A 13909-nucleotide genomic window follows, 5' to 3' on the forward strand; every position below is an offset into this window, starting at 1 on the left:
CTGATGATATTCCATTTCAAGGATACCTTCCGGCTGCTCTATCCGGTGCGGGTGCTGGTGGCGGGGCTGGTGGCGGCCCAGGCCGTGGCCACGGGAGTGGTCTGGTTTTCCAACCGTGCCCTTTCAGCAAAGCTGGCGGCCCTGCAGGACGCCGGCTATCACCTGCTGCCCGGCATGCGCATCGATCCGGCCCTGACCGGTTTTGAGGCAGCTTTTGGTGGGGGCGTTTTTTTTACCCTGAGTCTGGGGGCCGGGATCGTGCTGCTTTCTCTGGGGGGCGTCATGCTGGTCCAGTCCGTCTGGACACCCCAAATTCGGAAGGCCCTGACCCTTGTGCTGATCGTTCTGTGGGCCTCTGTACTGGTGTGGGCCAACAGCAACGGCCTCTGTTACAGCGTTTCGGCGTTCCTCCTGATTCTGCCGCCGGTGACCATGGCCCTGGCCCTTTGGTGGTCTCCCTGTCGACATGACCGGCGGCGGCTGCCCTGGCGAAGGGCCTGGCATTTTTTTCTCATCCTGGTGCTGGTGGCAGTCTGGGCGCCGCGCATCGACAAGGACCTGTTTGTGAACATCAAGGATAACCTGATGCTCACCACCCGGCCCGGCATGGCGTTGGTACACCTTTATTACAAGTATACCCTCTATCCGGCCGAGGTATTCCGGCCCCTGTCCGGAAAACAGGTCAAAGCATACGCTGTTGAAGGAGTTGATGAAATGCGGGCCGCGGCACTTGAGAAAAGCATGGCCGGTGATAACTATTTTTCTGTCAGCGACGCGCCAAGGGCCGATCTTGTAATCCGAGGAGAAAAAAGCGGGCTGGTTTTGTTGCGTAATGCAAAACCGGTAATGACGGTATCGGCTGACGATCTTCTGACCGACACAGGGAGCCTGCTTCACGCTTTTTCTGACAAAACCGATAACGCACGGGCCTTTCGCCGCCTGACCCTGTGGACCCTGGTGTGGGTGGCGCCCCTGGTCCTATACCTGACTGTGTTTGCCGTGTTTTCTCTGATACCGGGGTTGCTGACAGGTTTGCGGACCGCTTCCGTGTTCGTGCCCCTGCTCTGCTGCCTGTTTTTTGTTTTTGTGGTGATTCATTGGCTGGACACGCCTGTTGTGGAGGTTGCTGACCGGCGGGCCGTTGCAGAGATGCTCCAGTCCGGGACACGCAGGGACAAGATCGCGGCCCTTCGGTACATTCACGAAAACGGGATGGAGATATCCCGGTTTCCCGGGTTCCGACAGCTGTCAGCCGCCGATGATTATGCGCTGCGTTACTGGCTGGTGAGAAACCTTGGCAACAGCCGTCATCCCGACGCCATGAACCGGATCATCCGGTGGATGGATGCGGACTCCAACTACATGGTGTGCAAGGCCATTGAGGCGGCGGCCGGTCTGCACGGAAGCGCTGAAAAGGCGATTTTCAGACGGGCCCTGGTGGACAAGCTGCAAACATCCACGGACTGGTATGTCCAGCACTATGCTTTCAGAGCGGCCAGGAGGGCGGGATGGGTGCCGGAACGGTCAGGCTGACCACCCTGTGTGCGGTGGGGATTATCGTGGTGGCGACAGAGGCAACTGCCGGTATCTGGGTTGACCGGTACGGCTTCAGGCCCATGGTCGTGCTGCTGGTTTTACGGGGTGTTCAGATCAGCCTTATCCTGGGGGCCGTGTGGGGGCTGCGCAGAGGATTGGCCGAGGTGGGGCTGAGCCGGTCGGCCCTGGGACGGGGGGTAAAGGCGGGCCTGGTCTGGTCGGCCCTGTTCGGCGGTATCGTGGCGATTGCCGGCACTGCCCTGCTGGCCATGGGCACGGACCCGCGGACGTTTTTCGCGGTCCGGCTGCCGGAAGGGGACTGGTCCGTGCCGCTCTATTACGTGACCGGTTCCCTGGCAGGTCCTTTGTGGGAAGAGCTGGTCTTTCGGGGCGTGCTGTACGGGTTTTTCCGGCGGTACGGCGTGGCAGCGGGGATCGTGATATCCACGGCCGTGTTCGCGGCCCTTCACCTGCGGGGGCCTGTGCTGCCGGTGACCCAGATCGTGGGGGGCGTGGTCTTCTGCCTGGCTTATGAAAAGGAAAAGAGCCTGGCGGCTCCTTTTGTCATTCATGCCCTCGGCAATACCGCGATATTCACCCTGGCCCTGATCTGACGGCACGGTCTTTCATCAGGGGCGTGACCATTATTCCGCGGTATCGGCTTTCCGTTTGCCGGCAAAAGACGATAATTGTCGCAGGATGCGGTCCGCCGGCCGGGAAAGGGGAAGGGTCTGGAGAAAGACCGTTCCGGTGCCGCTCAGCGTGGCCAGAAAAAGATTCTCGCCGCCGAAGAACATGGACTTTAGGTTGTCCGCCTGTCGTGCGCTGTAATGGATACCGGAGGTGAACGCCACGATGCAGCCCGTGTCCACGCAGATGGTCTCGTTTTTCAGGGTTTTTTCCACCACCATGCCCCCGGCATGCACAAAGGCCATGCCGTCGCCGACAAGGCGCATCAGGACGAAGCCGTCCCGGCCGAAAAAGCCGGGGCCCATGCGCCGGGTAAAGGCGATGCTTACCTGGGTGCCGCGGGCGGCGCAGAGAAAGGCCTCTTTCTGGCAGAACACTTCCTGGCCCAGGGCGGCCATGTCCAGGACAATGACCCTGCCGGGGCAGGGCCCGGAAAAGGTCACGTGTCGTTTGCTGCCCGCCGTGTTGGTAAAATGGGTCAGGAAAAGATTTTCACCGGCAAACAGTCGCCTGCCCGCCGCCACCAGGGAACCCAGTAACCCTTCCGGCGCCGGTGCGCCGTCTCCCATTCGGGTCTCAAACCGGATGGCGTCATTCATGTAGTTCATGTTGCCGGCATCGGCAATGACGGTTTCGCCGGGATCAAGCCCTATTTCCACGGCCTGCATGACGTCGCCGATAAGGGTATAGTCCACTTTATGGCACTGCATGACACCTCCTTGCGGGTCGAAAAATTGACGGTGCACAAGTATTTAGCTGATTCATATCATACCCGGCGGCGGTGCGCCACTCTTTTGCCGCCGCGTCACAGTCCGGCCAGTTGTCTGGCCAGTGCCAGGGCAGCGGCTTTGTCGGTGACGCGGCCGTCGTTCTGATGCTGCCGGACCTTTCGCAGCACCCGGCCCATGTCCGGACCAGGGGCCATGCCCATATCCTGAAGGTCGGCGCCGGAGAGCAGGTCCGTCTGACCCAGCACCGGTCGAATCCGGAGACAGTAGTCGGCGGCTGTCTGGTCGGCCCACTGGCAAAAGCGCTCTTTTTCCATGGGGTCGGCCCGGCTGCCGGATTTGGCGCAGATGTCGGCCGCGGCCAGCAGCAGCAGGGCCAGGCCGTTGTCGGCAACAGTTTCAAACCAGCGTGTGATGGTGGCGGGTTTGACCCCGGGCCGGGAAAGTGCCATGGGCCGCATGTGGCACCGCACCAGTAGTTGAAGGAAGGCCGTGTCGCTGTTGGACAGCTTCATGCGATGGGCGATGTTGCCGGCGATGGTCTCCCCTTCCCGGTCGTGGCCGTAAAACACCTGCCGGTTTTTTGTTTCGTCAAAGATTTTGCAACCGGGTTTGCCGGCATCGTGAAGCAGGGTCGCCAGCTTGATCACCGGAAGCCTGTTTTTGCCGGCCATGCTCCGGCAAAAGGCGGCCGCGTTTTTTGTAAACAGCACGTCGGGCCGGCGCAGCAGCCGTTCACAGTGTTCAAGGGTCTCCAGCGTATGACCCCACACGTCCAAATGGTGAAACCCGTTCTGGGCACAGCCTTTCATGGCCGCGATTTCCGGAAACAGCACGTCAAGTGCGCCGATGTCGTCCAGCATTTGAATATGGGGCAGGGCGTCAGGGCATGCCAGCAGTTCAAAGAGTTCGGCGGTGATGCGCTCAAAGGCGCTGCGGGTCAGCAGGCCCACGGCTGCCGCCATTCGGTCAAGGGTTTCCGGGAAAATGGTAAAATCCAGGGTGGCGGCAAACCGGGCGGCCCGCAGGATGCGCACCGGGTCGGCGGCAAAAGCGGTTCCAGAACAGGCCCGCAGCAGTCGGTTTTGCATGTCCGCCATGCCGCCCAGCGGATCAATGATTTCGCCGATCCGTCCACCGGGCAGCAGGGCCGCGGCCATGGCATTAACGGTAAAATCCCTGGCCTCAAGATCGGCCCTGATGCCGTCCGGGTGAAGGGTTACCACGTCAATGGATTCAGCCGGGTTGTTTTTGTCCACCACGCGAAAACAGGGGGGATGGGGTTTTTTTTCAAGTTTTACCACCACTGCCCCGGAAAGACGGGCTTTGGCGATGCAACGGGCCACATTCGGGGCCTCGTCACAGATGATGTCCACGTCCCTGGGCAGGCGGCCGGCCAGGTGGTCCCGCAGTGCCCCGCCGACAACATACAGTTTCGGAATGGCTGGCCCCAGCGGACCCAGCCACTGGTTCAGGCGTGTGGGAAGATCGTAGACGGACATGAATTTCTCGCTCAAGGGGCCTGCTCGTCGGGCTCCACGTGGACCAGCACATCCAGAATGTCGGGCCCGTATTTGAGAAGCTCTTTTTTTACTGTTTCCGCGATATCGTGGCCGGCCCGCACGGAAAGGTCGGGCGCCACGCGAATATGCAGGTCCACCAGGCAGCGTGCCCCTGATTTCCGTGTGCGTATGGCATGCACGTTGGCGACCCCTTCCACCGTCATGGCGATCCGGTAAATCCGGTCCTGTTCCGCTTCTGATGCACCGTGGTCGCTGACCTCGGCAAGGGCCGGTGACAGAATCTTCCAGGAGACGTGAAGAATAAACCCCGCGATTACCAGGGCGCCGATATGGTCCAGGATATCCAGGGAAGGGTGGAACGACGCCCCGACCACGGCGATAATGGCCGGTACCGAGCTCAATGCGTCGGACCGGTGGTGCCAGGCGTTGGCCACCAGGGCCGGTGATTTTACCTGCCGGCCCACCCGCACGGTCCAGTGATACAGCAGTTCCTTGAAAAAAATCGAGGCAACAGGACCCCACAGGGCGACCAGCGTGGTGTGATGCACATGCCGATCTCCCAGGGTAACCATGGCCCGGTAGGCCAGGCCGCAGGCAACAGCGGCCAGCGTGATGCCGATGAAGATGGTCACCAAGGCCTCCACCCGCTTGTGCCCATAGGGGTGGCAGGTGTCAGGCGGTGCGGACCAGAATTTTACGCCCACCAGCACGGCAATGTCCGTGGTCATGTCTGACAGGCTGTGCACCGCGTCCGCGATTACCGCCTGGCTGGCGCCCAGGAACCCGACCACGAATTTCAGGCCGGCCAGCCCGATATTGACAAACAGTCCGATCCAGGTGATGCGCCGGACCGGAGCGATCTCGCTTGATTCATACCGTTTCCGTTCAGCAGGTTCGTTTTGATTTTTTTCTCTTTCCACATCCACATCCAATCTGTCGCTGAAAGTGCACATACAGTGGTTATATGCGGCTTTGACCAGCGAATCAATAAAGGCTTTCCGTATCGGGCCGGGCGGTTGCACGCAGCCTGACGGCAAGTATTTCGCCGGGGGCCCAGAGTCGCATGCGGGGGCCCCAGGTGCCGATGCCCCGGCTTACGATCAGTGCCATGGTCTCGACAGCGTAACGGCCTTCGATAAACGGGTAGTTCAGTTTTACCAGGAAATCAAAGGGCCATATCTGGCCGCCGTGGGTGTGGCCGGAGAGCATCAGGTCAACACCCAGGCGGGCTGCTTTTTCCATGTCCCATGGCGTGTGGGAAAGCAGGACAGTAGCGGCTTTCGGCGGCCGGTTTTCAAGGGCTTGCCGCACCGGGTCTACTTTTTTCCCGGAACGTTTATGAATCGTCAGGTCGTCCACACCGGCCAGCACCAGGCCCGGTGCGATTTCGGCCCATCGGTTGCGCAACACGTTGATGCCGGCCTTTTGAATCACGGTCATGGCGATTTCGGACCGGTCGTAAAATTCGTGATTGCCGTACACGGCCCAGACGCCCAGGGGGGCTGAAAACCGGCCAAGGGCCTGGGCCAGGCGGTCGTGGGGGCCTGAGATGCCGTGGCCTTCAACGATATCACCGACCAGCACCACCAGGGCAGGCTTGAGGGCCGCCACCTGGGCAATGCGACTGGATAGCCATTTCTCCCCCAGAAGGGGGCCGATGTGCAGGTCGGTGAGGACCGCGATAAGCGTGTTGTCCATTTCGGCCGGCAGGTCTTGAATCTGCACATCGTGATGGCGGATCACCGGCGGTCGAAGCCCCTGGACCAGGGCCGCAAGGCAGAGCAGCCCGCCTGCGATCAGGGCCCACTGGCGAAGCTGAGGAAGGGAGTGCCGGAACAACAGGCCGAAACCGGTGGCCAGCTCAACCGCTGCCAGGGAGGTGGCCAGCAGCAACAACGCCCCCATCCAGGCCATGCCCATCCATTCCAGAACAAAAAAAACCGGCCCTTCATGGCCGTGGGCCCAGATGCCCCCGGCCACCAGCACGGCCCAGAGGACAAAGCCGCCGCCGGCCAGTTGCCCGGCGGAAAACCGGTTTTTAAAAAAAGGGGTGGATGCGGCACGCCAGAGCACGTATCCGTGCAACAGGGTGACCGAGAAAGTGAGCATGATTCGGAACATGGCGCTAACCTGCATATTTCATGAAATTTTTTGCAAGACCTGAATACGTTTATATGGTAGTAATGAAAGCCGGGCCGGCTGTCAACAGATAAAAGCCGGGCCATGCCGCAAAACGGCTGATGCCTTACCCTGGAGACAGGACAATGACCCGGAAAGAGACCCTTGATGCGGGGCTGGCGTTTGTGCTGATCCTGCTGATTATCGCCCTGGCGCTGAAAAGCCATCTGCTGGTGGCGGTGGCCGCCCTTGCCGTGCTGGTCTGCATGACAGTGCCCCGGCTCTTTACCCCCTGGGCCTTCTTGTGGTTCGCACTTTCCCGCATCCTCGGCGCGGTCATGTCCCGGGTGATTCTGGCCGCCATTTATTTTCTGGTTGTGACGCCTGTGGCCGTGGTGCGCCGGGCGGCCGGAAAGGACCCCATGCTGCGGAAGCGGTGGAAACAGGCGGATGGTTCAGTGTTTGCCGACCGGCACCACACCTTTGGGCCGGAAGATATTGAGCATCCATATTAGCCCGGATATTTCATGAAATTTTTCGACATGGGTTAATTTTTATATAAGATACAGTGTGTTGAAATTGATTTCAGGCGTTTTTTGAAAACACAAACTGTTATGAACGGTTTGAGGTATTTTATATCAATTTTATGCCGAAAAATTTCATGAAATATCCGGGTTAGAACACCTGCCGGCGGAGAAGAAAATGGACTTTCTCAGGGATCTGTGGGGTTTTTTAAGAACGCGCAAGAAATACTGGCTGGCACCGGTCATCCTGGTGCTGCTCTTTTTCGGTCTGCTGATCGTGCTGACCGGCAATACCGCGGTAGCGCCTTTTGTCTACACGCTTTTTTAAAATACACGGGACTATGAAACAGCGACCGATTCTGGGCATATCGGCATACTATCACGACAGCGCCGCCGTGCTGCTGGACGGCGGCAGGATTGTGGCCGCGGCACAGGAGGAACGGTTTTCCCGTGTCCGTCACGATGCCGCGTTTCCACGGAATGCCGTGCGGTATGTGCTCTCCGAAGGCGGCTGCGCCCTGGACGACCTGGCGGCCGTGGCCTTTTACGACAAGCCCTTTCTCAAGTTCGAGCGCCTGCTGGAAACCCATCACGCCGTTGCGCCCGGTGGCCTTGGCGCATTCCTGGCCGCCATGCCGGTCTGGGTGAAAGAAAAGCTGTTTACAAAGTCTTTGCTGTACCGGGAACTTTGCGATGCGACCGGCGAACAACCGAGCCGCCGGCCGGCGCTGTTTTTCCCCGAACACCATCTTTCCCATAGTGCCTCCGCCTATTTTGCCTCTCCTTTTGAAAGTGCCGCCATTCTGACTGTCGACGGGGTGGGGGAGTGGGCCACCACCACCCTGGGCATGGGTGAGCAGGGCCGTATCACCCTGTTAAAAGAGCTGCACTTCCCTCACTCCCTGGGCCTGCTTTATTCCGCGTTTACTTACTACTGCGGGTTTGCCGTGAACAGCGGCGAGTACAAGCTGATGGGACTGGCGCCCTACGGCAACCCCCAGGGCGATACCTTCCGGCGTTACAAGGCGCTGATTTATGAGAACCTGGTGGACCTGCGGCCGGACGGATCGTTTCTGCTGAACATGAACTTTTTTGACTTTGCCGCCGGTTCGCGCATGTGTAACGACAGAAAATGGGAAAAGCTGTTCGGTATTCCCCGGCGACTGCCTGAAGCCGGGCTGTCGAGGGATTACATGAATATGGCCCTGGCGATTCAGCAGGTAACAGAGGAGATCGTGCTGCGCCTGGCAAAAACACTGAAAACCATTACCGGCGCAAAAAACCTGGTGATGGCCGGCGGTGTGGCCTTAAACTGCGTGGCCAACGGCCGTCTTCTGCAAAGCGGTCTGTTTGACCAGGTATGGATTCAGCCCGCCGCAGGCGATGCCGGCGGCGCCCTGGGAGCCGCCTATGCCGCTTACTGCATAAAGGGAGGCAAAGCGCTTCCCGTGATAACCGACGGCACCGACCGGATGGAAGGCGCGCTGCTGGGGCCGGCGTTTTATTCAGAGAATGTCCGGCGCATGGCCAAAAAGTTCGGCGCGGTTTACGAGCGGTACGACAGCATGGATGATCTGTGCGGGGTCGTGGCCCGGCGGCTGGCCGCCGGCCAGGTGGTGGGATGGTTCCAGGGCAGAATGGAGTGGGGCCCCCGGGCTCTGGGCAACCGGTCCATTCTGGCCGACCCCCGGGATCCGGGCATGCAGCGGAGGCTGAACCTGAAGATCAAGTTTCGGGAGCCCTTTCGGCCCTTTGCCCCGGCGGTTCTGGCCGAAGACGCAACGGAGTGGTTTGCGCTGGAGGCGCCCTCTCCTTACATGCTGCTCACCGCGCCGGTAAAGCCTTCCCGGCGCAGGCCGGTGCCGGACAACGAGGTCGCGCTGACCCTTCAGGAGCGCCTGGCCGTGCCCCGTTCCGAGATACCGGCGGTCACCCACGTGGACTTTTCTGCGCGGGTCCAGACGGTGGACGGAAAAACCAATGAACGGTTCCACCGCCTGCTTTGCGCCTTTAAACAGGAAACCGGCTGTCCGGTCCTGATTAACACCAGCTTCAACGTGCGGGGCGAACCGATTGTGTGCACTCCGGCAGAAGCTTATGCCTGTTTTATGCAAACCGGTATGGACTGCCTGGTGATTGAAAATTTTTTATTTGAAAAGACAGGCCAGCCCTGTTTCGTGAAAGAGACACCGAATGAAAAGCCGATGCTATAGAACCGAAAAACAGATTCATCTTCTCTTTAAGCAGCAGGGGGTTCTTTACCTGCCGCGATCACGGGTGGACTTTGAACCGCTGCTGTCCGTCCGCCTGGACCGGACCCCTTATTACCGGGCCAACCGCGAGGAGTTCGCACACCTGGCCCGGCTCTATGGTGATGCGATTCGGGCGGCTGATGTCGCGCCCATCTATATTCAGCGTGTCGACGCCGCCATCGGCCTGGGGGTGTTTGCCGCGGCCCCGATTCAGAAGGACGCCTTTATCGGTGAGTACGCCGGCGTGGTCCAGGTCGCGGGAAAGGACGAGCCGGTCTTTGCCGCGGAAAACGGGCATGAGTCCGACTACTCGTGGTACTACCTGGACAAACCGAAGGGGCTTCCCGAGCTGGAGATCAACGGCCGGCAGGAGGGAAACGAGATGCGGTTTGTCAACCACGGGGCCCCACCCAACCTGAAGGTGGAGCACACCCTGATCGACGGCCAGTGGGTGCTCTTTTTCGTGGCCGGCCGGAACATCGAAAAGGACGAAGAGCTGCTCATCAGTTATGGCAATGAATACTGGGAGGGCGGCTTTCGCTCCCTGGCCGACAACGGCGGTTAGCGTCTGGACGTCCATGTTTACAAATTCAATAAAAGCCGCTTACCGTCTGGCAAATCAGGCCCTGCGGGTTGACCGGCAGTATGCGCTGCGCCGGCTTTCCGCCATTTCCGGCGGCAGGCGGCCCCTGTCCGGCCCGGCCCTGGAAAGGGAGGTTTCCCAGCTGATTGCCCGGCTGGAGGGATCAGTGGCCCTTCGTGCTTTCCGGTATGACCGCTTTCCCCGGCTCCCCTCGGACCCTGCCCTGCCCATTGCCCCCCGCCAGGATGAAATCATCGCCGCGATTCAGAAACATCCGGTGGTGATTGTTTCCGGGGCCACCGGGTCGGGCAAGACCACCCAGATTCCCCGGTACTGCGTGGCTGCCGGATGCGGCAGGGACGGTCGCATCGGCTGCACCCAGCCCCGGCGCATCGCGGCGGTGTCCGTAGCCGCCAGAATCGCCGACGAACTGGGAACGGCATCAACGGGCCTGGTGGGTCACAAGATCCGGTTTTCCGATACAACGGCCGGTACTCACCTGATCAAGATCATGACCGACGGCATTCTTCTGGCCGAGGCCCAGCGGGACCGCTATTTAAATGAGTATGACGCCATTGTGGTGGACGAGGCCCATGAGCGGAGCCTGAACATCGACTTTATTCTGGGCATTCTCAAACAGGTGCTGGCAAAGCGGGACGACCTGCGGGTGGTAATCACGTCGGCCACCATTGACACGGAAAAGTTTTCAGCGGCTTTTGATCAGGCCCCGGTGATAGAGGTGTCGGGCCGCATGTATCCCGTGGAGATAAAATACACGCCCCCGGAACCGGAATTCGGCAACGGCGAGCCCCCTACCTACGTGGAACTGGCCGTGGCCGAAGTGGAGCGCGTCTGCAGGCGCAGCCCCTTCGGTGATATTCTGGTGTTCATGCCCACGGCCCAGGACATACGGGAGACCTGCGACATGATCGAGGGCCGCCGCATGCCCGGCGCAACCGTGATGCCCCTTTTTGCCCGGCTTTCCGGTGCGGACCAGGCCCGGGTTTTTTCCAGGCCCCCGGGCCGGAAAATCATCGTGGCCACCAACATCGCCGAAACATCCATTACCATTCCCGGTATCCGGTACGTGGTGGACACCGGCCTTGCCCGCATATCCTATTACAATCCCCGTACCCGCACCACATCGCTGTCGGTGCGGTCCATATCACAAAGCAGTTGCCAGCAGCGGGCCGGGCGCTGCGGGCGCGTGGAAAACGGTGTATGCGTACGTCTCTATGACCAGAAGGATTTTGAATCCCGCCACCTGTTCACCCCACCCGAGGTTCTGCGGGCCAACCTGGCCGAGGTGGTACTGCGCATGATGGCCCTGAAGCTGGGCACGCCGGACACTTTCCCCTTTGTGGACCGGCCCGCGGACAGGAGCATTCGGGACGGGTATGACACCCTGGTGGAACTGGGCGCCATTCAAGCCGTCAGCCGGGGCGGCTACCGATTGACCGAAACCGGCCGGCTCATGGCAAAGATCCCGGCAGACCCCCGGCTGGCCCGCATTCTGATTGAGGCCGGGAAAAACGGCTGCCTGGAACCGGCCGTTGTCGTGGTGTCGGCCCTGAGCATGCAGGACCCCAGGGAGACACCGGCGGAAAGGCTCAAGGAGGCCCGGGCCGCCCATGCCGCCTTTGCCCACCCGGCCTCTGATTTTATCACCCTGCTTAACATATGGGAGGCGTGCCGGGATAAAGGTACCGGGCAACTGAAGCGGTTCTGCCGGGACCATTTTCTGTCGTTCCGGCGTATGCGGGAGTGGCGGGACCTGTATGCCCAGATGCAGCAAATCGCAAAGGAACATGGACTGGGAACCGGCCTCGCCGCCATCGACCGTCATCAGGACCCGGACGGTTTTTACGCGGCTTTTCACAGGACCCTGCTTTCCGGATACCTTTCCAACATCGCCGAGAAAAAGGAAAAAAACATATACAATGGCGCCGGTGGAAAAACGATGATGATCTTTCCCGGTTCGGCCCTGTTCAATACCGAGCCGTCCATGATCATGGCCGCTGAACTGGTGGAGACATCCCGGCTCTATGCCCGGACCGTGGCCGCTATTGACCGGCAATGGATTCGTCCCCTGGCAGGAGACCTGTGCCGGGAAACCTATCTTGCCCCCCGGTGGCGCAGAAGCCGGGAGGAGGTGGTGGCTGACTGCCGAACCACCCTTTTCGGCCTGACAGTGGACTTTCGGGAGTCGGTTTCCTACGGCCGTGTGGACCCGGCCGGTGCCGCCGATATTTTTATCCGCAGCGCCCTGGTAAATGGTGACGTGAAACAGCCCCTTTCCTTCATGGCCCACAACACGAGGCTCATCGAAGAGGGCGTGGAGATTGAAAATCGCCTGCGGCGGAAAACCTTTCTGGCCGGGGATGACGACCTGTTCGCCTTTTATCGCCAGCGGCTGGACAACGATGTGTACAGCATGCGCACCTTAAAGAAACGCATCGCGGAACAGGGGGTCGATTTTCTGAAGATGTCGCGGGCCGATGTGATTAAAGAAGAGCCGGACCCAGAGGAGATGGCCGGTTTTCCGGACACCCTTCACCTGGGCCGGGAACAGTTTGCCTGTCTGTACGCCTTTGACCCGGCAAAAGATGAAGACGGCGTCACGGTTCGGATACCGGCGCACCGGGCGCCGGACGTGGATCCGGACCATCTGGACTGGCTGGTCCCCGGACTGCTGACGGAAAAGATAGCGGCCCTGGTCAAGGGGCTTCCCAAGGCCTATCGGAAACAGCTGGTGCCCATCAGCCGCACCGTGGAGATCATCACAACGGAAATGCCACAAAGGAAGCGGCCCCTGGTCTCGGCCCTCTCCCTGTTCATCCGCAAGCGGTTTGGCGTTGAGGTTCCCGCTTCGGCGTGGCAGCCGGAAAAACTGCCTGAACACCTTCATGCCCGTATTGCTATTACGGATGAACGTAACCGGGAGATCGAGGTCTCCCGTAACCGTGACATTCTGCGACAGTCCTTTGACCAGGGGCTGCCGGCGGATAGCCTGGCGCCCCTGAAAAGGCAATGGGAAAAGACCGGATGCCGAACCTGGGAATTTGGTGATCTGCCGGAAGAGATCGTGGCCGATGCCGGAAAGAGGCATATCCGCCTTTTTCCCGGCCTTGTGGACCGGACCGGCCACGTGGACCTGCGCCTGTTTGAAAGCCGGTCCAAGGCCCTTGCCGCCCATGTCCAGGGCGTGAAAAGACTCCTGCTGCTGGCGCTTTCCAGGGAGGTCCGTTTTCTGGGCAGGGATGTGGCCCTGTCAAAACAGGCGGCCTTGAAGGCAGTGCTGCTGGGCGGGGCAAAGTCCCTTGAACAGCGGATGCAACAGAAGGTGGCCGACAACCTGCTGGCCGTCAGCATTCGAACCGCAGCGGAATTCGAGGCCCTTGCGATTGAAGTGCCCGGCCGGCTTTACGAAAGGGCACATCAGCTGCGGACGGCCGTGGAAACGGTGGTCGGCGCGTACCATGACGCACGGCGGCAGATTCAAACGCTTGTCGCGTCACAGCGGGCCGGCGGAGACACCGCCCTTGTGCTGAAGACCATCGAGGCCGACCTGGCGACCCTGGTGCCCGAAACCTTTGTGACGATCTATCATATTGCCGACCTGGAGCGGTTGCCCCGGTATATGCAGGCCGCTGTCATTCGAGCCCGCCGGGCCGTGGAAAACCTCGCCGGAGACCGGCAAAAAGCCGAAAAGGTGGCCTGGTCATGTGCCGTTCTCGACCGTTTGGTGGCTGAGCTTCTGCCCGATACTTCCGATGAGAAGCGCCGGGCCGTGGAAGATTTTTTCTGGATGGTGGAGGAATATAAGGTGTCGGTCTTTGCCCAGGAGTTGAAAACCGCTTTCCCCGTCTCCAAAAAGAGACTGGAGGAGAACCTTCGCGAAATTGAGGGAATGGTGTGAGTCCTTCCCTGGGGAGCCCGTCAGAGGGGGCAAATG

Annotated in this window: 11 protein-coding genes; 7 read left to right on the forward strand and 4 right to left on the reverse strand. The window is 60.3% G+C overall.

Translation table 11 applies throughout. The annotated features are described in order from the left end of the window. The first annotated feature begins 3 nt into the window (after positions 1-3). Both DOLE_RS04990 and DOLE_RS17060 read left to right on the forward strand, forming a co-directional pair. Positions 4-1533, forward strand: a complete 1530-nt coding sequence (locus DOLE_RS04990; RefSeq protein ID WP_012174398.1) for a HEAT repeat domain-containing protein — start codon at positions 4-6, stop codon at positions 1531-1533. Further along, complete coding sequence (locus tag DOLE_RS17060; RefSeq protein ID WP_012174399.1) at positions 1509-2150, forward strand: CPBP family intramembrane glutamic endopeptidase; 642 nt, start codon at positions 1509-1511, stop codon at positions 2148-2150. The genes DOLE_RS04990 and DOLE_RS17060 overlap by 25 nt, the downstream gene beginning before the upstream one ends. Before the next feature lie 30 nt (positions 2151-2180). On the opposite strand, the gene DOLE_RS05000 is transcribed toward DOLE_RS17060, so the two are convergent. The 4 genes from DOLE_RS05000 to DOLE_RS05020 all read right to left on the reverse strand — a co-directional run bounded on the left by DOLE_RS05000 (position 2181) and on the right by DOLE_RS05020 (position 6598). Then, on the reverse strand, positions 2181-2936 hold the full coding sequence (locus DOLE_RS05000; RefSeq protein ID WP_012174400.1) for a TIGR00266 family protein: 756 nt from the start codon (positions 2934-2936) through the stop codon (positions 2181-2183). 95 nt (positions 2937-3031) lie between these two features. Further along, on the reverse strand, positions 3032-4471 hold the full coding sequence (locus DOLE_RS17065; RefSeq protein WP_153304360.1) for a CCA tRNA nucleotidyltransferase: 1440 nt from the start codon (positions 4469-4471) through the stop codon (positions 3032-3034). After that, entirely contained in the window at positions 4468-5397 is a 930-nt protein-coding gene (locus DOLE_RS05015) for a cation diffusion facilitator family transporter (protein WP_052294331.1), read from the reverse strand. The genes DOLE_RS17065 and DOLE_RS05015 overlap by 4 nt, the downstream gene beginning before the upstream one ends. 64 nt (positions 5398-5461) lie before the next feature. Further along, positions 5462-6598, reverse strand: a complete 1137-nt coding sequence (locus DOLE_RS05020) for a metallophosphoesterase (RefSeq protein ID WP_012174403.1) — start codon at positions 6596-6598, stop codon at positions 5462-5464. Positions 6599-6741: 143 nt separating this feature from the next. Here DOLE_RS05020 and DOLE_RS05025 point away from each other — a divergent pair, with 143 nt between their 5' ends. From DOLE_RS05025 to hrpA, 5 genes are all read left to right on the forward strand, one after another. Then, positions 6742-7110, forward strand: coding sequence for an SxtJ family membrane protein (locus tag DOLE_RS05025; protein ID WP_012174404.1), 369 nt, complete (start codon positions 6742-6744; stop codon positions 7108-7110). A gap of 187 nt (positions 7111-7297) precedes the next feature. Next, positions 7298-7447: a DUF5989 family protein gene (locus DOLE_RS18410; RefSeq protein ID WP_012174405.1), complete on the forward strand. Its 150-nt coding sequence runs from the start codon at positions 7298-7300 to the stop codon at positions 7445-7447. 13 nt (positions 7448-7460) lie between these two features. Next, positions 7461-9332: a carbamoyltransferase family protein gene (locus DOLE_RS05030; RefSeq protein ID WP_012174406.1), complete on the forward strand. Its 1872-nt coding sequence runs from the start codon at positions 7461-7463 to the stop codon at positions 9330-9332. Further along, positions 9313-9936 carry an SET domain-containing protein-lysine N-methyltransferase gene (locus DOLE_RS05035; protein WP_012174407.1) on the forward strand — a complete coding sequence of 208 codons (624 nt, stop codon included), beginning with the start codon at positions 9313-9315 and terminating at the stop codon, positions 9934-9936. Before DOLE_RS05030 ends, DOLE_RS05035 begins: the two co-directional genes overlap by 20 nt. Positions 9937-9949: 13 nt before the next feature. After that, entirely contained in the window at positions 9950-13873 is a 3924-nt protein-coding gene (gene hrpA / locus DOLE_RS05040; RefSeq protein WP_012174408.1) for an ATP-dependent RNA helicase HrpA, read from the forward strand. The last annotated feature ends 36 nt before the right edge of the window (positions 13874-13909 follow it).

The sequence above is a fragment of the Desulfosudis oleivorans Hxd3 genome (assembly GCF_000018405.1).
GTDB lineage: Bacteria > Desulfobacterota > Desulfobacteria > Desulfobacterales > Desulfosudaceae > Desulfosudis > Desulfosudis oleivorans.